Source organism: Staphylococcus saprophyticus subsp. saprophyticus ATCC 15305 = NCTC 7292 (assembly GCF_000010125.1).
Classification (GTDB): Bacteria; Bacillota; Bacilli; order Staphylococcales; family Staphylococcaceae; genus Staphylococcus; species Staphylococcus saprophyticus.
This window is the reverse complement of record NC_007350.1, coordinates 505,970-530,158: the sequence shown is the minus strand read 5'-3', so window position 1 is coordinate 530,158 and position 24,189 is coordinate 505,970. Positions and strand designations below refer to the sequence as shown.

At 31.6% G+C, this 24,189-nt stretch carries 25 protein-coding genes and 2 pseudogenes; 10 read left to right on the top strand and 17 right to left on the bottom strand.

The window, feature by feature from the left end; all coding sequences use genetic code 11:
• Window positions 1-90 precede the first annotated feature (90 nt).
• The 3 genes from SSP_RS13075 to SSP_RS02410 all read right to left on the bottom strand — a co-directional run bounded on the left by SSP_RS13075 (window position 91) and on the right by SSP_RS02410 (window position 1,421).
• Window positions 91-267 carry a hypothetical protein gene (locus SSP_RS13075; protein WP_011302453.1) on the bottom strand — a complete coding sequence of 59 codons (177 nt, stop codon included), beginning with the start codon at window positions 265-267 and terminating at the stop codon, window positions 91-93.
• Between the two features lie 86 nt (window positions 268-353).
• Window positions 354-827: an SRPBCC family protein gene (locus SSP_RS02415; RefSeq protein WP_011302452.1), complete on the bottom strand. Its 474-nt coding sequence runs from the start codon at window positions 825-827 to the stop codon at window positions 354-356.
• Window positions 828-1,421, bottom strand: a complete 594-nt coding sequence (locus SSP_RS02410) for a helix-hairpin-helix domain-containing protein (RefSeq protein WP_011302451.1) — start codon at window positions 1,419-1,421, stop codon at window positions 828-830.
• A 96-nt stretch (window positions 1,422-1,517) separates the two neighbouring features.
• Between SSP_RS02410 and SSP_RS02405 the strand changes: the two genes are divergently transcribed.
• Entirely contained in the window at window positions 1,518-1,856 is a 339-nt protein-coding gene (locus tag SSP_RS02405; protein WP_011302450.1) for a PadR family transcriptional regulator, read from the top strand.
• A gap of 237 nt (window positions 1,857-2,093) precedes the next feature.
• A complete protein-coding gene (locus SSP_RS02400; RefSeq protein WP_231558589.1) occupies window positions 2,094-2,618 on the top strand; it encodes a hypothetical protein in 525 nt (174 codons plus the stop codon).
• Between the two features lie 317 nt (window positions 2,619-2,935).
• On the opposite strand, the gene SSP_RS02395 is transcribed toward SSP_RS02400, so the two are convergent.
• From SSP_RS02395 to SSP_RS02380, 4 genes are all read right to left on the bottom strand, one after another.
• Entirely contained in the window at window positions 2,936-3,451 is a 516-nt protein-coding gene (locus SSP_RS02395) for a YceI family protein (RefSeq protein ID WP_041784764.1), read from the bottom strand.
• Window positions 3,452-3,630: 179 nt separating this feature from the next.
• The gene (gene adcA / locus SSP_RS02390) at window positions 3,631-5,163 is read right to left on the bottom strand and encodes a zinc ABC transporter substrate-binding lipoprotein AdcA (protein ID WP_011302447.1); all 1,533 of its coding nucleotides are present in this window, start codon (window positions 5,161-5,163) and stop codon (window positions 3,631-3,633) included.
• Between the two features lie 184 nt (window positions 5,164-5,347).
• Complete coding sequence (locus SSP_RS02385) at window positions 5,348-5,953, bottom strand: DsbA family protein (protein ID WP_002482443.1); 606 nt, start codon at window positions 5,951-5,953, stop codon at window positions 5,348-5,350.
• A gap of 27 nt (window positions 5,954-5,980) precedes the next feature.
• Entirely contained in the window at window positions 5,981-6,349 is a 369-nt protein-coding gene (locus SSP_RS02380; RefSeq protein WP_011302446.1) for a cystatin-like fold lipoprotein, read from the bottom strand.
• A 277-nt stretch (window positions 6,350-6,626) separates the two neighbouring features.
• On the opposite strand from SSP_RS02380, the gene SSP_RS02375 reads away from it, so the two are divergent.
• The gene (locus SSP_RS02375; protein ID WP_011302445.1) at window positions 6,627-7,859 is read left to right on the top strand and encodes an aminoacyltransferase; all 1,233 of its coding nucleotides are present in this window, start codon (window positions 6,627-6,629) and stop codon (window positions 7,857-7,859) included.
• A gap of 103 nt (window positions 7,860-7,962) precedes the next feature.
• On the opposite strand, the gene SSP_RS02370 is transcribed toward SSP_RS02375, so the two are convergent.
• Together SSP_RS02370 and SSP_RS02360 are read right to left on the bottom strand one after the other, a co-directional pair.
• Window positions 7,963-8,295, bottom strand: a complete 333-nt coding sequence (locus SSP_RS02370; RefSeq protein ID WP_077461007.1) for an ASCH domain-containing protein — start codon at window positions 8,293-8,295, stop codon at window positions 7,963-7,965.
• Between the two features lie 163 nt (window positions 8,296-8,458).
• On the bottom strand, window positions 8,459-9,922 hold the full coding sequence (locus SSP_RS02360; RefSeq protein ID WP_011302443.1) for an MDR family MFS transporter: 1,464 nt from the start codon (window positions 9,920-9,922) through the stop codon (window positions 8,459-8,461).
• A 219-nt stretch (window positions 9,923-10,141) separates the two neighbouring features.
• On the opposite strand from SSP_RS02360, the gene SSP_RS12945 reads away from it, so the two are divergent.
• The gene (locus SSP_RS12945) at window positions 10,142-10,246 is read left to right on the top strand and encodes a putative metal homeostasis protein (RefSeq protein WP_011302442.1); all 105 of its coding nucleotides are present in this window, start codon (window positions 10,142-10,144) and stop codon (window positions 10,244-10,246) included.
• A gap of 255 nt (window positions 10,247-10,501) precedes the next feature.
• Here SSP_RS12945 and SSP_RS02355 read toward each other — a convergent pair whose 3' ends face one another.
• Entirely contained in the window at window positions 10,502-11,188 is a 687-nt protein-coding gene (locus SSP_RS02355; protein ID WP_011302441.1) for a 2,3-diphosphoglycerate-dependent phosphoglycerate mutase, read from the bottom strand.
• A gap of 377 nt (window positions 11,189-11,565) precedes the next feature.
• Here SSP_RS02355 and SSP_RS02350 point away from each other — a divergent pair, with 377 nt between their 5' ends.
• A complete protein-coding gene (locus SSP_RS02350; protein WP_011302440.1) occupies window positions 11,566-11,934 on the top strand; it encodes a hypothetical protein in 369 nt (122 codons plus the stop codon).
• 289 nt (window positions 11,935-12,223) lie between these two features.
• Here SSP_RS02350 and SSP_RS02345 read toward each other — a convergent pair whose 3' ends face one another.
• Window positions 12,224-13,093 (bottom strand): cation diffusion facilitator family transporter, encoded by an 870-nt coding sequence (locus SSP_RS02345; RefSeq protein ID WP_011302439.1) that lies wholly within the window; start codon window positions 13,091-13,093, stop codon window positions 12,224-12,226.
• Between the two features lie 259 nt (window positions 13,094-13,352).
• A complete protein-coding gene (locus SSP_RS02340; protein WP_011302438.1) occupies window positions 13,353-13,736 on the bottom strand; it encodes a GtrA family protein in 384 nt (127 codons plus the stop codon).
• 273 nt (window positions 13,737-14,009) lie between these two features.
• Here SSP_RS02340 and SSP_RS02335 point away from each other — a divergent pair, with 273 nt between their 5' ends.
• The gene (locus SSP_RS02335) at window positions 14,010-15,215 is read left to right on the top strand and encodes a multidrug effflux MFS transporter (protein WP_011302437.1); all 1,206 of its coding nucleotides are present in this window, start codon (window positions 14,010-14,012) and stop codon (window positions 15,213-15,215) included.
• A gap of 323 nt (window positions 15,216-15,538) precedes the next feature.
• Here SSP_RS02335 and SSP_RS02330 read toward each other — a convergent pair whose 3' ends face one another.
• Window positions 15,539-16,003 (bottom strand): GyrI-like domain-containing protein, encoded by a 465-nt coding sequence (locus tag SSP_RS02330; RefSeq protein WP_011302436.1) that lies wholly within the window; start codon window positions 16,001-16,003, stop codon window positions 15,539-15,541.
• A gap of 179 nt (window positions 16,004-16,182) precedes the next feature.
• On the opposite strand from SSP_RS02330, the gene SSP_RS02325 reads away from it, so the two are divergent.
• On the top strand, window positions 16,183-16,791 hold the full coding sequence (locus SSP_RS02325) for a C39 family peptidase (RefSeq protein ID WP_011302435.1): 609 nt from the start codon (window positions 16,183-16,185) through the stop codon (window positions 16,789-16,791).
• 135 nt (window positions 16,792-16,926) lie between these two features.
• Here SSP_RS02325 and SSP_RS02320 read toward each other — a convergent pair whose 3' ends face one another.
• Window positions 16,927-17,736, bottom strand: a complete 810-nt coding sequence (locus SSP_RS02320; protein WP_011302434.1) for a metallophosphoesterase — start codon at window positions 17,734-17,736, stop codon at window positions 16,927-16,929.
• A gap of 185 nt (window positions 17,737-17,921) precedes the next feature.
• Here SSP_RS02320 and SSP_RS02315 point away from each other — a divergent pair, with 185 nt between their 5' ends.
• The 3 genes and pseudogenes from SSP_RS02315 to SSP_RS02305 all read left to right on the top strand — a co-directional run bounded on the left by SSP_RS02315 (window position 17,922) and on the right by SSP_RS02305 (window position 21,699).
• Window positions 17,922-19,943, top strand: coding sequence for a cation:proton antiporter (locus SSP_RS02315; protein ID WP_011302433.1), 2,022 nt, complete (start codon window positions 17,922-17,924; stop codon window positions 19,941-19,943).
• 313 nt (window positions 19,944-20,256) lie between these two features.
• Window positions 20,257-21,071: pseudogene (gene yidC, locus SSP_RS02310) on the top strand (membrane protein insertase YidC).
• 127 nt (window positions 21,072-21,198) lie between these two features.
• Window positions 21,199-21,699 carry a GNAT family N-acetyltransferase gene (locus SSP_RS02305; RefSeq protein ID WP_011302430.1) on the top strand — a complete coding sequence of 167 codons (501 nt, stop codon included), beginning with the start codon at window positions 21,199-21,201 and terminating at the stop codon, window positions 21,697-21,699.
• A gap of 101 nt (window positions 21,700-21,800) precedes the next feature.
• Here the strand turns inward: SSP_RS02305 and pcp are convergent, their stop codons facing one another.
• The 3 genes and pseudogenes from pcp to SSP_RS02290 all read right to left on the bottom strand — a co-directional run bounded on the left by pcp (window position 21,801) and on the right by SSP_RS02290 (window position 24,096).
• Window positions 21,801-22,442 carry a pyroglutamyl-peptidase I gene (gene pcp / locus SSP_RS02300; protein WP_002482427.1) on the bottom strand — a complete coding sequence of 214 codons (642 nt, stop codon included), beginning with the start codon at window positions 22,440-22,442 and terminating at the stop codon, window positions 21,801-21,803.
• 30 nt (window positions 22,443-22,472) lie between these two features.
• Window positions 22,473-23,399, bottom strand: coding sequence for a DUF979 domain-containing protein (locus SSP_RS02295; RefSeq protein ID WP_011302429.1), 927 nt, complete (start codon window positions 23,397-23,399; stop codon window positions 22,473-22,475).
• A pseudogene (locus SSP_RS02290) lies at window positions 23,392-24,096 on the bottom strand (DUF969 domain-containing protein). Before SSP_RS02290 ends, SSP_RS02295 begins: the two are co-directional and overlap by 8 nt.
• Window positions 24,097-24,189: the final 93 nt, after the last annotated feature.

Here is a 24,189-nt window from a genome sequence, read left to right as displayed (position 1 = left end):
CGTTGCCTTGATTGCATAGGTGGGAGTACGAAATCTCTATTAGAAAATTTGATTTCTGCCCATCCCCTTTTTGGTTAAACAACTGTAATATTATTGTTTAAATTTACTTAAAAAATGTAGACCATAGGCAAAAATACCATATCCAGCTAATGTACGTAAGAACCATTTAAATGTATGACTACTTAAGGTTTTTTCATTTAATAATACTGTAGGAATTAATGTACTAAATGAATACAAACCAAGTACTTTCATGTAACGTTTATTCAATACACACACCTCTTTTCAATACTATTATATCGAAAAACGCTAAATGATTACTATGCCAATTACAACATTTTTTTGAAGTTTTACTGTTATAAAGTTTCTAATAATGTCTCTAAGTTATCAAACGTACTATTCATACCTTCTTCGACACCCATATCTAATAATTGTTGTGCCGCTTTAGGGTCGGGTAATACAGCAACTGAAGTAAGCTTTGCTACACCATTATCGTTATCTTCAATATGAATCGTATTGTGCATACCAGCCATTTTTTGATCAATATTACCATCTTTATCTGCAAAATAATCATTATAATCAATCAGCGTGGGTTGTATCACTTCGGTATATTGCGTTACAGTATAGCTCGTACCTTGTGGTGCGCGTATAGCAAAAAAGGCATTCCCACCCGTTTGTACATCAGATTCATACACTTCTGTAGTGGCACCTTGTGGGTGAAACCATTTTTCAAATAAATTTTGGTCTGTATATGCTTTAAAAATTTGTTCTGCAGTAGCTTTAAATTCCCTCGTAAATATGATGTTATTTTCTACAATTTTTACACTCATTTATGATTCTCCTTCATTCATTATTATATATGATGTTATTGATTTAACTTTGGCATCTTTACGGTGACTTGTAAATTCAAACATATCAGCAAAATAAATCGTTGTACCATTTTCCAAAATCTGCGTACCATGCAATGCACCAGATTTACCGTGACTTATATTCATTTTCACATCTATGGATACAATAGTTTCTTTGTGGTCTTCAAGCTCTTGATAAAATGCGTCAAATCCAGTTAATTGAAATGCGTCTACTACTTCCCATTTAAAGTCCTCTGCAACGATCGCTTGCAATTTGTCTTTATCCACAAGTGCTGAGCCAATTAAAAAATCTAGCATGACTCTTCTCTTAGGTGCGTTATCACATTTCAAATCACCAGTTAAGTGAAATGGCACATCAAATCCAATATCCTCTTTAAAATTCATGTTATGTTTTTTCAAGTTATCTTCCAATATATCCATTGCTTTCGGTCCTACACCATGTATTGCTAATAATGTCGTTCTATCATATCCAGCAATATCTTCTAATGTTTTTACCCCTATATGGTGTAATGCATTCGTCGCTGGTTTCCCTATTTTAGGTAAATCTATCGTCATTTTATCAACCCCTTCTTTTTAATAACTATACCCAATTTAAACATTAATCAAAATTTATACTATCTTTTATTATAAGATAGTGAAAAGAGGGATTATATGTCAATATCTGATCAAATGATGAAAGGATTGTTAGATGGAGCTATTTTAGGTTTAATTGCACAAGGCGAAACATATGGCTATGAAATATTAGACAAATTAAAATCACAACAATTTCCAGAAATCAGTGATGGCAGTATTTATCCAGTATTATTACGCTTAAATAAAAAAGGTTATGTTACAAGTGTTTCTAAAAAATCGATGACTGGTGGACCTAAACATAAATATTACTCAATTACTGATACTGGTAAAAATGAATTAAATCAATTTAAAGCAAATTGGCATTATTTGAATAATGGTATGAATAATTTGATGAGGAGTGTAAACGATGTTAACTAAAAAAGCTGAAGATTTTTTACTAAAGCTGCGTATCGAATTATTATTTCGTGATAAAACGAAAAAGATGTTAACGCGATTGAAGAAGAATTACGTGACCATATTACCACTGCTGAAGCACAAAACGAAAATGTCGATGACTTATTGAATACACCTATAAAAAACTATGCCGACACATTTTCAAAGGAACTAAATTTAACACAAGGTATTTATAAATATATATTTTATTTCATTTCTTTCATGATTATTATGGTAGTCATTCCTAGGATGCTTGATAACTCATTTCAACTAACGTTAGCGCTCATGCTTTATATACTATTTATATTTATAGGTTCTTTAGTACTTATATTATTTGTCATTAAAAAATTAATTATGACATGGGGAGATAGTAAAAAGACTTATATTGCTGTCGGTTTTTCATCAGCTATCGTCTTCGGTATTTATATATTAAGTGAGTATTTATTACGACATTATCCAATATTTATTTTTTGGTCACCTAATCAAACTACTAATTTTATTATTGGCATAATACTTTTATTACTAACAATGGCCATTTGCTTGCTATTAAAGAAAAAATATTTTGCTGGTCTTATTTTAATCTTAAGTCTGCCTAACATAATAAGCCGGATATTTACTGGCGGCGATTACTCTAATAAAAATTTCTTAATCATTTCATCTATTGTATTAACAATTATCTCTTTATCTTTCATTGCTTATATTGTTGTACAATATTATCGTGACAAAAAATCAATCGACAATAATTAAATATAAAAAGCTACTCGATTAACAATTTGTTTCAAATATAGACCAAGCTACTGCATTAATTTTGTGTTAGTTTGGTCTATTTTTTTATCGTTTGCGTAATTCAATGTAATAAACATTACGGCTTTTTAATTTAGATTTTCTCATGTTTTTAATGTATTGGCATTTATTTGGACCGACTCCTACGGGAAAAGCACTAGCCGAAGACTACAGGTTATGGCAGTGCCAACGGAAAGCGTGCACAAAAAAACTGCCGACAAAGTCAAAGACTTTGTCGGCAGTCTGAACCTACTCGATAATCTAGTAGTTTTTTATATAGTTTAGTCTTCTAATGCGAATTCTAAACTCACTTGGAATTTCACATCTTTACCAATCATTACGCCACCAGTTTCAAGTGCTTGGTTGAACGTGATACCATATTTTTCACGGTTAATAGAACCGTTAACAATAAATCCAACCGTTGTTGCACCGTTCATTGGGTTTTTACTTTGGCCTTCATATGATAAGTCAAAAGTTTCTTCATTCGTTTCGCCTTTAATTGTTACATTACCTGTGATTGATTTTTCATCTGCTTTAGTAATTTCAAATTTGATTTCTGGATTATTTTCTACATCTAAGAAATCTCCACTACGTAAATGCGCATCACGATCATCTACACGTGTATCAATAGAGCTCGCATTAATTGTAAAATCACCTTTAATTGTACTTAAATCATTAATGTCGCCATCAATATTTGCATCAAACTCTGTAAATCTACCTTTAATATTTGAAATCATTAAATGTTTTACTGAAAATTCTACTACTGAATGTGCTGCATCGAAATTAAATTTTGTCATTATCACTATACCTCCAAAGTATTATAAGTTTTGTTTATACATTTATTATACCAAGTATATAAAATATATCAAACAAAAATCTTAAATATTTTCTTCTAAATTCATTATTCCCATTTCTGAATAAAGTATTCATTTGAAGATTCAAACAATTGTGAAGGTTTTATTGAAAATTATCATTCTTAATGAGCTAACATTTCCTCTTTAATTTCCTCGCTACTTAACGAATTTGGATAATATGTTGGCCAATTATCTAATTCTTTTAAAATTTTATCTTTATTATTGCCCATAAAAATATGGAAATGTGCAGCTTTTTTCGGTTCAATATTATGATCACTGAACTGTACATATTTAGGTAAATGACTATTTTGATCTACTAATTTAAAAGTATATCTCACACCTCTGTTACCTTTTTCATATTTTAAAATATCTTTGCCATCATATACATATTTCCCAGTTTCTTTTTTACCATCTTTTTCAAACGTTATTGTATCGTTTGAAATAGTAATATGACTTATATCTGTTTTATAACCTTTTTCATAATATGACTTATATGCTTTAGCAGACATGGAATCATCATCTTCTGCTTTATGTTCCATAACTTCATCCAAAGTGCCATCTTTTAAGTAAGGATAAACTGATTGCCAGTTGCCTTTATAATCACCCAATGTTATATCTTTAACTTGGCTATCTTTAAAATAACCGTCAGAAATCGCTTTATCATGTTTACTTTGTTCCTTATCGTCTTCAGTTTGAATAGAATCACTTAATGCTTTATCCATATTTATAATATTTTTCTTCATCAATGATTGATAACTCAACTTATAATCTTGTTGCTGCGATTTATTTAAAGATTCCATATTATAAAATTTTAAAGGTTTTGCCTCTGTTTCTTTACGTATTGTGTCTGTCACTTTATTTGATACATTATCTTCATATAAAATATATTTAGCTCCAGAATCTTTAATTTCTTTCACAATGTTCGACAATGATTTTTGTGAAGGATCTTCAGCATTCATATTTTGTACACCTTTTTGAACAAAATCATATCTTTCTGCAAGATATCCAATAGATTCATGAGATATAAATATCGTATTACCTTCTTTATTTTCAGTAATAGATTTCAAATCTTTATCTATTTCTTTTAAATCCTTATTTAATTTTTCATAGTTTTTTTCATATGTTTTCTTGTGTTTAGGATCCTTCTTAATTAGTTCATCTTTAATCTCTTTAGCAAATGTCTGATCAAATTTAGGATCTAACCAAACATGAGGATCGTATCCGCCATGATGGTGATGTTCATCATGGTCATGTCCTTCTTCTTCATGACTATGTTGGTCCGTAAGCAATTGAGATTTATCTAATTTATCTTCAAGTGCTAATTTTTTATCATCTTTTTTAATTGTACTTGCTACTTTTTTAGCAACTGGATCTAAATTGTCACCTGTATATAGAAATAAGTCCGCTTTTGATGCATTAATTATATCTTTTTGTGTAGGTTCGTAATTATGTAAATCTGTTCCAGCTGGGTAAATAGAATTCACCTCTACGTGTTTACCACCTATTTGTTCAGCAAATGACTTCAAAGGGAAAACAGTTGTATTTATTTTTATTTTTTCATTCGATTTTGTATTATCGGACTCTCCTTTTCCACAACCGGCTAGAACTACCATGAATGCCAGAACCATAATACTAATGTATGTAATTTGTTTCAATTTTAAAACCTCCTAAATAGTAATTGTTACGATTTATAATTATATGCTTTCTTCCTCATAAAAACAATACTAAATATAAAATTTTCGTAATTATTACGATTTAATACTGAGAAAAAACACAGACAAGTAAAATCAAAAATGTGATTATACTTGTCTGTGCTCATTACAACTTTTAGTTAAATTTCTACTCTTTTTCTAATATTTTTTTGTAATTCTCAAAATCATAAGGATCTTCTACTTTTTGGCCATGGACGAAAACAGTAGGCGCTGTTTCAATATGGTTATCTTTATATTGCTTTTGATCCTTTTTTGCAGCTACCCAAGATTTACTATTTTCTTGTTTATAGTCGTCTTTGATTTCTTTTTTAAGCGTCGTATTAATTTTAAGTTTATCTATTTGTTGATCAACTATTTGATTTGTAATCCATGCTTTTTCTGAATTAGGTTGTTGTTTAAACATTAATTCTTGAAATTTTAAATATTGTTCTGGTGCTAGCCTTTGTACAGCATGACCTGCTCTTGAACCAATAATAGAATCATCACCTAAAAATGCCATATTAACAAATTGATAGTCCACTTTATCTGTATCAATATAGTGCTTTTTCAATTTTGGCATTACATTTTTTTCGACTTTTTTACAATATGGGCACTTAAAATCGCCATACTCAATAATCTTTATTTTCCCATCAGACGTTGTTTTATCATCTTTATGTGTATCTTCTGGGTTGGTACAAGCAGTTGCTAATACAAGTGTAAGCACTAGCACGATTGATAACCATGCTTTTTTCATTTATTACACCTCAATTTCATTTACTCGTTATTCGTCTAAATCCATATTTTCTTCTTTATAGTCTGGGTCATGTTTCTGTATATAGCCTCTTGAATTAAAATCTTTTTTAAATGTTGTTTTACCATCTTTATATTCATAAGCATAATAATGAATCTCTTCATCATTCTTAATAGGTTTATAGGCAATGATTACAAATTTGCCTTTTTCATATACATATATATTGGCATCTTTTTTGTCAAATTTGCGTTCAATATCACCTTTGTGTTGTTCTGCAAGTTTTTTCTGATAATGTTGTTGTTTATTTACTGCTTTATCTATTTTATCTGCATATTTACCACTACTACACCCAGCAATCATTAATGTAGAGATGACAATTAGCGTTATAATCTTTTTCATACTTTATTTCACTCCTAAAACAATCCTCTTTTTAAATTAAATACTTTGATATACATTATAACCGTAAGTAATATCATACACTGAATTAGCAAAATGTACTATAATATTTTTAAAGTATATAGCCTACCAATGTGATACACTATTTAATAAAAATATTTTTAATATTGCAATCTGTTTTTTTGTAAAACATGGCATTTAATAGTAAATTTGGTATACTACTTATAAGTTGTCCAACTCAATTTCAAAATAAACGTTGCCATTTAAGGAGGCAAAATATATGTTCTTTGTGAATCTTACCCCTGAAGAATTCCAAACATTCACACAAAATCACTTTTCACATTACACACAATCACGTGTTAATTATGAAGCTCAATACAATGCACACTTGTTAGGTGTTAAAGACGACAATGACGAAGTCATTGCTGCTGGTATGTTTACAGAAGCACGCGCGCTAAAATTCTTTAAATATTTTTATAGTCAACGTGGACCTATCTTAGACTATACCAATTTGTCACTAGTTGATTTTTACTTTAGCGAATTAACAAAATATCTTAAACAACATAATTGCCTATACGTATTACTTGATCCGTATATCTTAGAAAACTTGAGAAATGCTGATGGCGAAATCAAGAAATCTTACGATAATCGAATGCTTATAAGCACTTTAGAAAAACTAGGTTATAAACATCAAGGTTATCCTGTAGGTTATTCAAAAACGAGCCAAATACGTTGGCTATCTGTCTTAGATTTAAAAGACAAATCAGAACAACAATTACTTAAAGAAATGGATTACCAAACGCGACGTAATATCAAACGTACTGAAGAAATGGGCGTTAAAGTACGTCAACTTCCTATAGAAGAAACCGATCGTTTTTTCAAACTATTTAAGATGGCTGAAGAAAAACATGGCTTCAGCTTCCGTGACGAACCATACTTTGAACAATTACAAAAAGATTACCAGGGCTTTGCTTCAATACAATTAGCATATATTGATTTAAGCGAATACGTTAACGGCCTTAAACAAAAACTAGACACATTAAATCATCAAATGAAAGACGTGGAAGCTGCATTACAAGAAAGTCCAAATTCTAAAAAACAAAAAACGAAACAAACACAACTTAATCAACAAATTGTCAGTACACAACGCAAAATTGATGATACTAATAAGACAATTACGACGGATGGCCCAGTCTTAGACTTAGCAGCTGCTATCTATATTTATAATGATTATGAAGTATATTATTTATCTAGTGGTTCTAATCCAGACTATAATGCCTATATGGGTGCTTATAAGCTGCAGTGGGAAATGATTAAATTTGCAAAGAATCACAATATCGATCGTTATAATTTTTACGGGATCACTGGTGACTTTAGTGAAGACGCCATTGATTATGGCGTTCAACAGTTCAAAAAAGGCTTCAATGCAGATGTTGAAGAATATATTGGAGATTTTGTTAAGCCAATCAAACCATTACTCTACAAACTAGGAAAACGAATTGGAAAATTATAGCCTCATTGTGTAACTATGAAATAAAAAAGGTTTAGGACATGTTTTGATGTCCTAAACCTTTTTTCATGTACTAAGTTATGCTTTTACAAAATACATTTCTCTATTATGGAACTAAATGTATTTCAATTGCTAATGCACCCAAATGAAGTTCGTCAGTTTGATTATATATTTGATAGATAGATGCTAATTTTTGAGATAATTGTATCTCATCACTAAAACCTACTTCTTTATTTGAATAATGTTGTAGTAATGCTTGGAACGAATCGTACACTTTAACATTATCCACTTTCACCTTCACTTGTTCACCTGTTGCTAAATTAGTAAATTCTATGAAATCGCCTATTTGCACTGCTTGTCTTTTCTCATCATTCAATCTAACTTCTACAGTTTTTGTACTATTACTTACTAACCGAAATGGTTCTTCATATAAACGCATCGAATGTTCTATAAAGCCTTTCACCCTTTTCCTATAAATCTTATGATGTAACATTAAAAATACCATAATCCTATCATTTAAAACACTAAATTCGTCTTGCTCGATAATAATATAAAAACTGTCGGCAACATACACGCTGCAGACAGTTTCGGTCTTTTAATAATTATTTGCTTTGTTGTTGTTCGAGTTCTTGTTGCTCTTGATTTATTTTACGTTTACTTTTAAGCATAAATACACTGATTAAACTGATAATAGAAATGATTACAGCAAACCAAAATGCTGCGTGATAACCACTTAACAATGCTTCATGTTGTATTTGCATTGCCATTTCTTTTTTATCCATTCCTTTATAATCACTCATATTAGGTGAAAAGTCTTTTGCTACTTGACTCATAATTGTTATTAAACCTGCCGTCCCTATGGAAGCTGATATCTGTTGAACTGTATTAGTCATAGATGAGCCATGCGCATTCATCTCTCGTGACAATTGGTTCATTGTATGCGTCATAAGTGGCATTAAACCAAGTGCTATACCAATCATTCTAATAGCGTAAATTGTCGCTAATATAGCTGATGATGTGTTTTCATCCATAAATATAAAGTATGAACTTGTTACAACGACAATCAGCATACCTATAAATGCAAGTATTTTTGCACCATATTTTTCATATAGGAAACCTGAAGCCACAGACATAATACCCATCACAATTGCACCAGGTAATAATATTAAACCAGACTGTAATGCTGTATCTTTCATAATATTTTGCACAAACATTGGTAATACTGTTTCCGAACCTATCATAGCAATCATCGTAAAGGCCATGATAACAATTCCCACTGCAAATTGACTATTTTTAAATACTGAAAAATCAAGTAACGGGGTTTCTAATCTTGTTTGACGGAAAATGAATAACACGACTAATATTAAGCCGCCAATAACTGTTGTCAGTACAACAGGATCATTCCATCCATCTCGAGATAAAGAACTTGTCCCATAAAGTAAACCACCAAAGCCTAAGACTGACAAGGCTATAGATAATATATCAATAGGCGCTTTCCTGTTGGTACCAACATTTTTCACAAATTTTATCGCACCAAGAAATGTTAGCGCTGCAATCGGCGCAACGACATGAAATAGTGAACGCCAATCAAAATACTCCACTAAATAACCTGAAAGCGTTGGACCAATGGCAGGCGCTAAACCGATAACTAAACCAAAGGTACCCATGTATTTACCACGTTCATGTGGTTCGAAAATATCTAAAATTGTAGTCATCATTAATGGCATCATAATACCTGATCCCATTGCCTGCACAATTCTTGCACATAATAAAACCGTAAAATTCGGACTAAATCCTGCAATGATTGTACCGATAAAGAATATAAAAATTGCAGTTAAGAAAACTTGTCTTGTTGAAAAACGTTGTATAATCATTGCTGATAACGGAACAACAATGCCGTTTGTTAATAAAAAGGCAGTTGTAAGCCATTGTACTTGCGTATAATCTATATCAAAATCTTTCATTATACTCGGTAATGCGGTTGTTAACAGTGTTTCATTTAATAGTCCAAAGAAACCACCAAACAACATCATTAGAATCATAATTATTTTTGTTTTTTGAGTCATTTTTATCTCCTATTTACACATTCGTCTTTAGCATATTTATTTGTCGCATTTATGCATTATACATATAAAATGTTTATCTGACATTAAAATAACTCAAAAAAATGGTGATTTTTACAAATTAGGTTATTAGATAAAAAATTAATCGTAAATCGTAATAATTACTATTTACAAAACGTACTTTTTAATTCATAATCAATTTCTATAAAGGAGGTTTTATGTATGAAATTAGACTTACAAACAGCACGTAGAAATTTAAATAGTCCTAATATCAAAACACGTAAACGCGCACGCAAAATTATTCAACAACATAAGCGTAGTAAATAATTTATCTTCATAGCATGTCGCTGTCATTTTAAACATGCCACGTTATTTTTAATATCCAACTATTTTTTCCACAATTAAAAGAGTCTAAGACATCTATTTTTGTCTCAGACTCTTTTAAATATATGCATAATAATTATCTTCCTTTAGATAACCTATTTGATTAGCTATCCTTGGTACCCTACTACTACAAACTCTTATTAAAATTATTTTTTCTGACTGGTTTGCTTTTTAAAGGCTATTTACTATTACTTTCAATTATAAGTAATATTTGTCTATAACTTGTAAGTCATCTGTAAGTTCATATATTAATGGTGCACCTGTTTTAATTTCATATCCAACGATATCTTCATCAGAAACATTCTCTAAATACTTAATCAATGCACGTAATGAATTACCATGAGCTGATACTAACACTGTTTTACCATCTAAAAGTTGTTGAGAAATTTGATCGTTCCAATACGGTATCACTCTTACTAACGTATCTTTTAGGCTTTCAGATTCAGGCATGACACGTCTATCCAAATGTTCATATTTACGGTCATTTAAATAACTTTCTCGTTGTGCTTCATCTTGTTTTGGCGGTGCAACATCATATGAACGTCTCCAAATATGTACTTGATCTTCACCAAACTTTTTACGTGCATCATCTTTATTTAGTCCTTGTAAACCACCATAATGTCTTTCATTTAATCTCCAAGATTTAATTATAGGAATAAATAATTGATTAGATTCATTTAATAAGTGATAAGTTGTTTTAATCGCACGTTCGAGTAAAGATGTATAAACTATATCGATTTCAATGCCTTGTGCTTTTAATTTTTTACCAGATGTTATGGCTTCATTTTCGCCCTGTTCTGATAGATCAACATCTGCCCATCCTGTAAATAGGTTTTCTGCATTCCACACACTTTGTCCATGTCTACATAAAATTAATTTTGGCATAATATTCCTTCTTTCATTAAGTGAAATTAAATTTTTTGCGATATTTACAGTAATATTACAATTCGCATATGCATAACATATCCCATAAATACTTTAATAATCGCATTTATGCTGTCGTCTTTGCTTTGATATATTAAAATTATAACAATTTACAATAGCTTTTGAAATAATTGTAGTCCTTTATTCACAAAAGATACTTTCTTTTTATTTTACTGTAACCTACGTTATAAAATTAGGTGTTATAGTTGTAATCGTTGAAAAAAAGCAAAGCAAATAAGGCAGTAAATTAAATAAATAGTACTTTAAACAAATTAGAACACAAACCTGTTCATTATATTAAAACAGACAGGTACATTCATTAGGAGGATTTTTAAACTATGAAAAAATTATTATTAGCATCTTTCGCATCAATTACAATTGCAGCTACTGGATACGGCGTAACATCAACAGCGGATGCTGCAGAAACACCAGTACAACAATCATCTCAATCTAATAGCGATGTATACAGCCAATTTATCGAAGCTGGTGGAACTAAAGCATTATGGGACAATATTGTAATGCCTGAATCAAGTGGTAATCCTGATGCAGTAAATGAATTAGGATATAGAGGTTTAGGACAAACGAAAGAAGCTTGGGGAAAAGGCTCAGTTGAAGAACAAACTAAAGGTATGATTAAATATGCTGAAGACCGTTATGGTTCAATAGATGCAGCAATTGACTTCCGTTTAGCTAACGGTTGGTGGTAAGTATCATGTCACGAGAGTGACTTTAAAATAAATAACTTAGACTAATGAAAACAGCAATTTCTATTGTAATAAAATAGAAATTGCTGTTTTTTTACGATGATATCAAATCATTATTGATTCTAATTAGGCCTGTATTTAAAGCTACTCAAGAAAGCAATAAATGCCTTTGTAAGAGCATAACTGATTTTGATAACATCATTTTTATATACAAAATAACTGATAGTTAAAATATGAATATTTAGATCTCAAACGCTTTTACAGTCAAGTCACATATTGACACGCTCATTTTTCATTGTATGGAAACAGGTTCTGGATGTACATAAACTGAAGAAATACCTTTTTCATGCATGTGATGTTCTACTTTGTCACAAATATGATGTGCTTCTTCCAAAGATAAATCAGATTCCACTACAATAGTGACATCTACAAAGATGCTACTGCCATGATATCGACCTTTAATTGACTGAACATCAATAACCTCTTCTATTTCTAAGACATAATTTTTATATGCATCTAATTCTTGCTCATTGAATCCATCGCTCAAAGTGAAGATAGATTCTTTAAAAATTCCAAAGCCTGTATATATTATAAGTAGGCCTAAGATTGTCGCTAATATGATATCCACAATTGAAAAGCCGATTTGTGTAAATACTAAGCCAATAGCCGTACCAATACTGACCAAAGCATCAGACAAGTTATCTTTTGCTGCAGAATTTAGAGAACTACTATTTGTACGTTTAGCTAATTTTTGATTAATAAAGAAGACTATGATCATGATGACACCACTGATAACACTGACATAAATCGTGATTGCATTTGGTGTTGCATGTGCCCCTGAAAAAATTCGAGGGAAATTTTCTATAACAACTTGAATACCAACAAACATGATAATAAATGAAACAAGCAGTGTGGAAATATTTTCTGATTTTAAATGACCGTATGGATGATTTTTATCCGCAGGTTTTATTGAAATTTTCAATCCTATAATTACAGCTAGCGAAACGATAATATCCGTCATATTATTTAAACTATCCGCTCTTACTGCTGCTGAGTCATATACATAACCAACAAAATACTTTACTATAGACAGAATGATATAAACAATTAAACTAAGATATGCGCCTTTTTGAGCGATTTTTAAATTCTCACTTTGTGTCATGTCTGTTTCCACCTTAATTGATATTGGATAATATATTATGACGCATCAAAACAACATTTACAACATTTTTTATTATAAAATTATTTAATATAATTATTTTAATTATTTATTTAGCCTTTCCTAAAAATCACTATCAAATTGCATAAAAATAAAGGAAACAATCAAGAAATTAATTATTAGAAATTGATTTCTTGGTTGTTTCCTTCAACTAAAAAGACTAAATAAAGTTGGTGTTCCCTTTTATAACAGGAACTTTGTATCACTCGTCTCTTAATATATATTTTGATAAGACAAAGGTAATTGGAATCGTGATAATTAATCCAGCAAACGGTGCAATGACCGATGATATATGAAACCATTGTACAAATACGTATAATAAACCTGTTTGCATTCCCATGTTTACAACCTGTGTCAACGGAAATTGTATAAATTTTCGCCATGTAGGTTTTACTTTATAAACAAAATAGCAGTTCAAATAATACGAAATAATAAAGCTGACTACAAACCCACTTACATGACTGATTAAATAATTAATACCTAATAATTTTAATAATATTAAATAGACCACATAATAATTAAACGTATTTATGCCACCTACTATGATGAATTTAATTACTTCATATTGTGTTTTACTTAAGCTCATTCATTTACTCCTTTATAACCAAACATTATCTATCTTGTATCTCAATTGTGTGATTTAAATGATTCGTATTGTGATTCATTGTAAATATGCTACATTAAATTTATTCATAATCTATTGTATTATATAACAATGTTGATATCATGCAACATACATTGCATTTCTACAAGAAATTTTCCCATTGCATTTATCTTTACGTATGGGATAATAGTCTAGTTAAGAAATTATCCGTTTTTTCACACTATACTTTAATCCGATTTTTAAGGAGTATTATATATGGACAAAACTTCAAATCCCCGATTACCCATCATGATCATCATTATGTTGGGAATCATGACTACCTTTGGTCCTTTAACGATAGATATGTATGTGCCATCGCTTCCAAATGTACAAAATGCTTTTGACACAACGGCTTCACAAGTACAACTCACTCTTTCATTTGCAATGATTGGTCTTGCAGTTGGACAATTTATCTTCGGACCACTATCAGACGCTTATGGTCGCAAAAAAGTAGCATTAATTATTATTTCATTATATGTCATCGCTTCATTAATAGCCGTGTTCACGACTTCGCTGTCTATCTTACTTACACTTCGTCTCATACAAGGGTTAACTGGCGGTGGTGTCATCGTCATTGCTAAAGCATCCATTGGCGATCAACATAAAGGAAAAGCGTTAGCTAAAGGCTTAGCGTCTCTACTTGTTGTTAATGGCATTATCAGTATCATTGCGCCATTAATTGGAGGATATGCACTAACTATCGCAAATTGGAAAGCAATATTTTTAATATTAACCATTATAAGTTTTGCAATTTTGTTATTTGCCTTTTTTAAAATGGAAGAAACAAGAAGTAGACATCTCTCAAAACTTAACTTTTCAGCTATTTTTAAAGATTTTGGTTCCTTATTAAAGAAACCAGCTTTCATTATACCTATGTTACTACAAGGGTTAACGTATGTGATGTTATTTAGTTTTTCATCAGCTGCGCCTTTTATCACTCAAAAAATTTATGACATGACGCCACAACAATTCAGTATTTTATTCGCAATTAACGGTATCGGGTTAATTATAGTGAGTCAGTTAACCGCTACATTAGTTGAATATATAAATCGTTATTTGTTATTAATACTACTAACCTTGATTCAAATAGCTGGCGTTATTCTAATTTGCTTTACGCTTATATTCCACTTACCACTTTGGGTATTAGTCATTGCTTTCTTCTTAAATGTTTGTCCTGTTACTGGAATCGGACCTTTAAGTTTTACTTTGGCAATGGAATCTAGAACTGGCGGTAGTGGCAATGCATCAAGTTTACTTGGTTTATTCCAATTTATATTAGGTGGTATAATGTCGCCACTTGTGGGATTAAAAGGAGAATATAGTGTCATGCCTTATATAATCATTCTGATTATAACGACGATTTTCATTGTATTACTCGAAATCTCATTAAAATCATTTACGTTCAAAAACAGTTCTAATTAAAAAATCAAATAATGAGAGGCTGCGACAAACATAGATGTCGCAGCCTCTTTTTATATTAGGTAATAGATGACTGAATTGAAAATGCAAAGTCTCACTTATTTAAAGAAAAGATTTTTTCATTTTATAGAAACGAGTCATTCTGATGCATCAGCAAACGCATATATTGCCACATAAAAATGCTAGCAAGATTTATGCATGAGCATGAGCGTTAGCTTAGTTATACCTTTAACCAGGTCATCCTTGCATTGATTGCATAGGTAGGACTACGAAAACGCTATTAGAGACTTGGATTTCTGTCCCACTTGTGATTACTTTCTATTTTATTAAACAATAGGTAACCATATTTCTGTGACATAGTCATCTTCTCTAATGGCCCCTTCTTTGTATAATTCAAAAAATGGTGCATGTCTTATTTCATAATCCAATTTAGGTAAAATATCTTTGTTAATTTGTTGCATCGCTTTTTTAATTGACTCTGGTACTGGCCCTTTAGCATCAAATACTAAGTATCTGCCACCTTCCAATTCTATGTTTCGCCATTTGTCATATTTATGTTCACTGGTTACGCCTATCAAATAATGTATCTCTCCACTATCATGGGGCTTGCAAACACCAAGTAAGCCCGGCAATTGATTATTTCCTAGCTCTAGTAATTGATCTTTTTTTCCACTATCATCAAATTCCATCCAAAACATAAAAATATTTTCTTGTGCTTTTTGTCCAGTGGCATATATCTTTTTCTCACCAATAACAGATAACGTTGGCAACTCTTCAATTATATAATTCATTCGCATTCCCCACCCTCTTTTTTGCTATTATAACCAAAACATATATAGAATATCCATGACAAACTATTACTTCGAAATTCAAGCATCTTAATAGGCAATCTTTATGAATAGATATATAATAATAGCAATTAACTTCATTCACACTTTTGTTGAGTAAAATTTACTAGGAGATTTTCATCATGAATTCAAATATTTTATCAGTAAAACCCATCAGCCAATTGTTTCCAATTCCGATGATCATGGGTTGTGAGGGTGTTTCTGCAGCAATGATTTTACAATTTAACCACCTTAACATACCAGCCACTGAAATTATGCGTCACTGGCCGAGACATAGAAATAACCCATATAAAGGATACGTAGGACATCATTTATGGATAAAACTAGGTTATCATCAGACTATTTTTCCAACTGCTCTCGTTCCACATCTTAGACGCTATTCAAATCATGTCGTTGATAGCACTGGTCAATCCTTAACTGATTTATGTCACATTATAGACCAAGGACAACCCGTTGTTATTTATCATACCGTACTGGGTAAAAGACCTTACCGTCGTACTTATAAATTAGATAACCAACCAACAAAGTTAGTAGCTAATATTCACGTCACCGTTCTCGTTGGTTATGATGCTCAACACTATTATTATATTGATCCCTTGTGGTCCCACTTAGGAAAATCATTTATCTTACCAGCTATAATACCAACCAAATATCAATTGATGAAAATCAAAAAATCAAAATTAGAGCAAAGTTATGATGCGCCTGGCCGCATGAGTTTTCATTTATCATAAAACTGCTAATAAAACGAGCGCCCAATCAAACATAAAATGATAAAATCACTTATGGTTGATCGGGCGCTAGTTCTCTTTTTTTACTAAACGACAATGAAATTAAACTCATTATCCTATTTATAGTTTCTGCATGTTTTAAATCTGAATGATATTTAGCGCATGATCTATTTCACGAGTCACATCATCTGAACGCCACTCTCGTTGATATCCAAGACACGGACAAATATAAGTGACACCTTGTTCATCAAAACGATTTCTAAAATGTACATGTCCCATAATACTATAACGGATTGGATACTTTTTATAAATTTCATCAAAATCAGATGTTCCAATAAAAGCATTGAAATAATCAAATAATCGATGTGGCATCGGCACTGCAAACTTCGGATGTGTCACAATATGGGTCATTAAAATAATTTGCTTGTCTTTGACTTTTTCTATATCTTTAATGGCTTGATTTGCTGCAATTCTCGATAATTTTCTATCGTCCATGGGCCAATCAATTTTCACCTTATCTTGCCACGTTGCACCATAGTATTTTCTACGTGCAATGCGTTCAAGTGAAAATTCAGGACTTGCATATGAATAATCATACCACCCCGTATTTCCCACTATTGCCCAAGCGTCATTTAAATGGTATGGTTTACCGATTAAACAGGCTTCCATCCCCATATACTCTTCTAAGATTTCAGCTGATGTAGCATTCGTATCAGCAGACCAGAAATCATGATTGCCCGGAATAAATAAAACTTTTATTTGAGCTTGTGCTTCTACTGATTTAATAAAAGCTTGAGTTAACTTGTAATTATTCGAAATATCTCCAGCAATTAATAATAATTCTACTTGATTACGCTGTATTGCCTTGATGAGTTCGTATTCATAATCCTTTGGCTTTAGAGATTTATGCCTATCAATATGTAAATCCGAAATAACACCAATGTTCATATTTATCACATTCCTCTATTAACTTAACATCACCATTATGACATATTCCGTTAAATAGTATTAAATGATGCGCCTAATCAATCCTTTGAAATACTTATTAAATTTAGTGACATTCTATATATGACTATCTATGATTTTTATATAATGATAAGATATAATAATCAAAAAAATAACTAGGAGTCTTTATGCTATTACTAGAAGCTTTTCTAATCTTTATTATTGCTGTGATAATCAGTTCAATTATTCACAATAAATTCCCTAAAGTGCCAATGGCATTTGTTCAAATTGCGTTAGGTGTCTGTCTTTATGTCCTTCCTATCCCCTTGCATTTTGAATTTGATTCAGAAGTATTTATGATGGCTGTCATCGCACCATTACTATTTGTTGAAGGCACACATGTATCAAGAACTAAGCTGTTAGAATATCGTAAACCTATCATTTTGATGGCTATGGCGCTTGTATTTACTACCGTTATTGGCGTCGGCTACTTTATTGCTTGGATTTGGCCGGAACTTCCTATGCCAGCAGCATTTGCAATTGCTGCAATCCTCTGTCCAACGGATGCCGTTGCAGTTCAAGCAATCACTAAAGGTAAAATCCTACCAAAAGGGGCACTATCTATACTTGAAGGTGAGTCTCTGTTAAATGATGCTGCTGGTATTATTTCGTTCAAAATAGCAGTGACTGCTTTAGTAACAGGCGCATTCTCTGCATTTGATGCAATTGAACAATTTATTATTTCTACAATATTAGGGGTTGTAATAGGGATTGTTATCGGCATGTTAATTGTACGTTTGCGTATTTATTTATCAATGAATAAAGGGCTTAAAGATGGTAATACAATGATTTTCATTCAATTACTGACTCCCTTTGCAGTCTATTTTGTCGCTGAAATGTTACACGCGTCCGGTATTATCGCAGTAGTCATCGCTGGTTTAATTCATGGATTTGAAAGAGATCGTTTGATACGTGCTCAAACAGAGTTACAAATGAACTACAATCAAATTTGGAGTACCTTAAGTTATGTACTTAATGGCTTTGTTTTCGTAGTGTTAGGTTTCATCGTGCCAAAGGTCGTTTCTGAAATTATTAATAAAGAACCAGAAAATATTAAATTTTTAATTACCACAACGTTACTTATCGCTCTAGCCATTTATGTATTTCGTTTTATTTGGGTGTTCATCTTATTCAAACAATTTTACTATCCGAATAACATTCAATCCTATTTAAATGACAATCAAGAAACACCGCCAAAACGGGTGCATTACGCATTTATCATGACAATGTGTGGTATTCACGGTACGATTTCGCTATCTATGGCACTAACCTTGCCCACTTTACTAGCACAGCAACAAACGTTTACTTATAAAAATGACTTACTATTTATTGCTTCTTTGATGGTAATTATTAGTTTAGTCATGGCACAAATCGTTCTCCCATTAATTACACCGTCTGAACAACGCAAAGCATCAACTTCTATGAGTTATGTTGCTGCCAAAGTCCTTATTGTTCAAAATGTAATTAAACACTTTAAAGTTAAATCTAAAGAAGATGAGTCTATAAACTATAATACTGTTATATCAGAGTATTTTGATGAATTATTCTTTTTACTGCAAATGTCACCAGAAGATAATAATGCTAAGGAAATGAAGCGTCTTGAAGATATTGCCAATGAAGAAGAATCTGAGACGTTGGAACGCTTAGTTTCTCAAAACAAAGTAGACCGTCAAACTATTTTAAATTATCGTTCTGCATTAGAAACTTCTAGACAATACAAGGAATCATCTGCACTTCATAAATTCAAAGTAGTATTACAGATGCTCATTTTGAGAATTAGAGCTAAAAAACATGCAGACACATCACAGATAAAACAATTTAAATCTAATTTCCAAGAAGTAAAGAAAATCATGCGTATTGTAAATCACAACGTTGCATTACGCTTAAAGTCTGAACAAACAAGTGACAACGTATTAGAAGTAAATATTGTTTTAAACCAGTATTACAATAGATTACACAGAATTAGAAAAAATCAAAATAAAAACAATCAAACACCCGCTTCTATTACAGAAGCGCATAAACTTGAAGGTTTGTACATGCAAAGAGCATTCTTAGATAAACTTGTACAAAATAATAAATTGGATGCACATATCGCTTCACAAGTTCGTGAAAATATAAATTATAATGAGATTGTTTGGGCATCAAAATAAAGCAATGTAATAGAAATCAATTTTTTTAAACGCTTGCTTAATTAGACGCTCGTAGATAGATAGTGTCACAACATTAAAATCATCTCTATATGCTGATTGCGTTCTAGTGTAGGTTGTTAAGTCCTCGATATCAACTTCACACTTAAGGTACTACTTTAATTTAGTCATAAGGCTATACTAAAGTGGTGCCTTATTTTTATACTTATGGATAAATATAATGCTTCCGATTTTTACTACTTTAAAAATACTTAAAAATCTCATTCAATTGTGTTAAAGTTATATTTATATCAACACTAATTTGGAGGGATGAATGATGCGTATAAAGTGGCTATTCTTATTATCGATTCCCCTTTTCCTAACTGCATGCAATAAGTCACAACAAACTCATAATCATGATCAAGGCATTTTCAATATGATATTCGTACAACCCATCGATAAGTTATTACATGCCTTAGGCCATTTGTATGGAGAAAATTATGGTTTAGCAATCATTACCATTGTTTTACTAATACGTGTGCTCTTACTCCCCTTTATGGTATTGCAAGTTAAAATATGCACATGATGCGTGAAAAAACTGAAGTGGTACAGCCTCAAATTGATACATTGAAAGAAAATGTAAAGCTTGCTAAAACTCAAGAAGAAAAACTAGAAGCAAATAAACTTTTGATGGATACATATAAACAATATGATATTAACCCTTTAAAAAATATGATTGGTTGTTTACCTATATTAATTCAGTTGCCTATCTTATATGGTTTAATTATCACTTTAAAATTCCCGAGTGATGGAGGCATTGACAGCCATCCACATTTTCTTTGGTTTAATTTAACTGAGCCAAATCTATGGATTTCTTTAATTGCAGCAGTGGTTTATTTTTTCCAAACTTTAGTAAATGCCATTCACTACCCAAAAGATCAGCGAAAAACGCACTATGTTTTAATGATACTATCTCCCATATTTATCACTTATATTTCGTTACAATCTGCTTCCGCTTTAGGACTTTATTGGACAGTAGGTGGTTTATTCTTAATCATACAAATGCATTTTGCACATGCATATTATGGCAAAATTGTACGCAATGAAGCTTCATTACTTCAAGATGAATTAAAAGAAGAAACGAAATCATAAAATCGTTTATACTTTAATACAATGTATCTCCCATTTCTAATTACATACAATTTTGAATTGAAAAATTTCTTTTTCAAAAATAATGATGCTATAATAATATCAATTTAGTATGTAAGGGAGGCATTCTATGGAATTTACAATCAGAGCTTTAACTGAAGAAGATCGACATAGCAAAGCAAATGTCCATTACGAAAGTTGGTTGAGCACTTATAACCATATATCTGTAAATGACTATCTAGAAAATCTTGATAAAGCACAATTTATTAAGAAGTCCTCCTTGCATAACTTACCTACGTTAGTAGCAATTGTTAAAAATGAAATCGTAGGTTTTATCACTTATGGTAAAACAGAATCCATTTCAGAATCAGATGACTGGAGCGAAATTTATGCATTATATCTATTAGAAGCTTATCAGCGTCATATGATTGGTTACGCTTTAACGCAACGTGCATTAGAATTATCCTATCCTGATAATGTGACGCTATGGGTAGTTGAAGAAAACACAAATGCCATTCATTTCTATGAACAAATAGGCTTTAAAGCAACTGAGCATAAAAAGCCAACATACTTTGGTAAAACCTATAATGAAGTCCGCATGGATTATACACGTACAGAACATGATCATTAAAAAAGCGGCGCAAAATCATTGCTTGATCTACTTTTCCAATAAACAAATAATGAGACCGGGGCATCTATACATGTCTCGGTCTCATTATTTGTTTATTTTATTTAGTGTGTTTCACCTAAAGCGACTTTTATATCTTCTCCTGATTCAACAATTGCTTCTAAAGCAGCATATAAACCAATTCGAATCGTTTCTAATGACATAGACGGTTTTTCTGGTTTATCAGTAACTTGTTCAGGAACAAATGGTACATGAATAAAGCCAAATTTTATTTTTGGAAACGCTGTTGCTTGTAAATAACCTAGCTGATATAAAATATGATTACAAACAAAAGTGCCAGCAGTATTAGATAACCTTGATGGAATACCCTGTGCTTTAATCGCTTCTGTTATTCGTTTGACTGGCAAATTAGAAAAATATGCTGCATTTCCATCAACTTGTATCACTTCATCAATCGGTTGATTACCTTCATTATCGGCAATGCGTGCATCATCCACATTAATCCCAACACGCTCAGGTGTTAATTCATATCTCCCACCAGCTTGTCCTATAGCCAAAACGATATCATATTCATAACGCTTCATTTGAGATAGAATGACATCTTTACTTTTGTGAAAAACAGTAGGTATTTCTAACTTATCTATCTTATGTGCGCCAATTTCATCAGGTAATAATTTCACAGCTTCTAATGCTGGGTTAACGCGTTCTCCACCAAATGGATCGAAACCAGTTATTAAAATTCTCATATAAATGTTCCCTTCTTAACCTTATTTTTTCTAAAACGCCCATACATACATTAAAGCGATATGTACTATAATCATTATTATTGCAATGGGTGCTTGCGCTTTAATCACACCAAACTCTTCTTTCATTTCTAGCAAAGCTACGGGTAACGTATTAAAATTAGCTGCCATTGGCGTTAATAATGTGCCACAAAATCCTCCTGTCATTGCTAATGCGCCTGCAATAACTGGATCACCACCTTGTGCAATAACAAATGGTATACCAATACTTGCAGTTATCACAGTAAATGCTGCAAATGCGTTCCCCATAAGCATGGTAAATAACACCATGCCTAAGACATAGGCTGTTGCACCAATTAAATGATTACCTTCTGGTAGTATTGTCGAAATGCCTTTAGATATCACATCTCCCACACCACTAACCGTAAACAGCACACCTAAAGCTGCAAGAAATTGTGGTAGTATGCCCACCGTGCCAATTTGTTGTGTTAATCGATCGCTATCATAGAAAATATATTTCACTTTAGGTTTAATCACCATATATGCTGCAATTAGTCCCAATATAGAGGAAATGCCCAAACCAATTGCGCCACCCAATGGCGTCCAGTTTGAGACAGCAATAGCAGCAATCGCTAATATAAGTGCCGGTATAAATAATTTATTACCATATTTTTGTGCACCCATATCTCCTTCTTTTTCTGTAACATGAACAATATTTTTAATGGTAACTTGTTTAAATAAAGTCAATCCGCCCATCATTAATATGAATATGCCATTAAAGACATTAGGTATATAAGGTCCAGCGATAAATGTAATTGCTAATAAAATCCAAAATAATGCCGTACCATACTTTTTATGATGCTTAGAAGATTTAAGTATTCGAAACGCAGTATAAAGTAATTGGAGACCTATTAATATGTAAAAAATTTCTAAAATATGATTTAAAATACTTTCACTCATCCTTATTCACCCGCTTTGTACCATATTTCTTATATAAATATTTATCAAACCGTATATTATTTATCCATACAATTAAAAATACGATAATGGATATCGGTACAGACGCTAATACAAGTTGAACTGCGTCCACTTTAATACCTAAGGATTGAAAAGTACCAACCATCAATAATATACCAGCTGCACCAACAAATAAATTTTGACCAAAGAAATTACCATAGTTTTCCATTGCCGATGTCTGAGCTTTTATTTTCTCAATATCTTTGGCATCAATTTCTTTTTCATTTAAATTATAACGCGTCCTTAGTGCGCCCTATACCATCGGATTTATCAATGGACGTACGAACTGTGGATGACCACCTATACGAATTGATGCTACTCCAGCAAGTTCCCTAATAATTAAATAAATCGTCAGTAATCGACCACTCGTCACTTGCTTAACCTTGCCAATCATATTAGAGGCTTGTTTCTTCAATCCAAATCTTTCAATAAGTCCGACCATCGGCAACGTCAATATAAATAATGTAACTAAACGATTATCTACAAACGCTTTTCCTAATGTATCTAATATGGCATATAAATCTAAACCTGAAACAAGTCCTGTCACGACAGCTGCAATTAAAATAACTGCAATGGTATCTATTTTAAGTAAAAACCCTAAAATGATAATTATAATACCTATTAATTTTAGCCATTCCATAAAATCCCTCCTTCAGTTATATTATAGTTTTCTTCTGTCTAAAAACAATGAATTTTCAGATTTTTTAAATGAAAAAACGTGCTTTTCACAAAT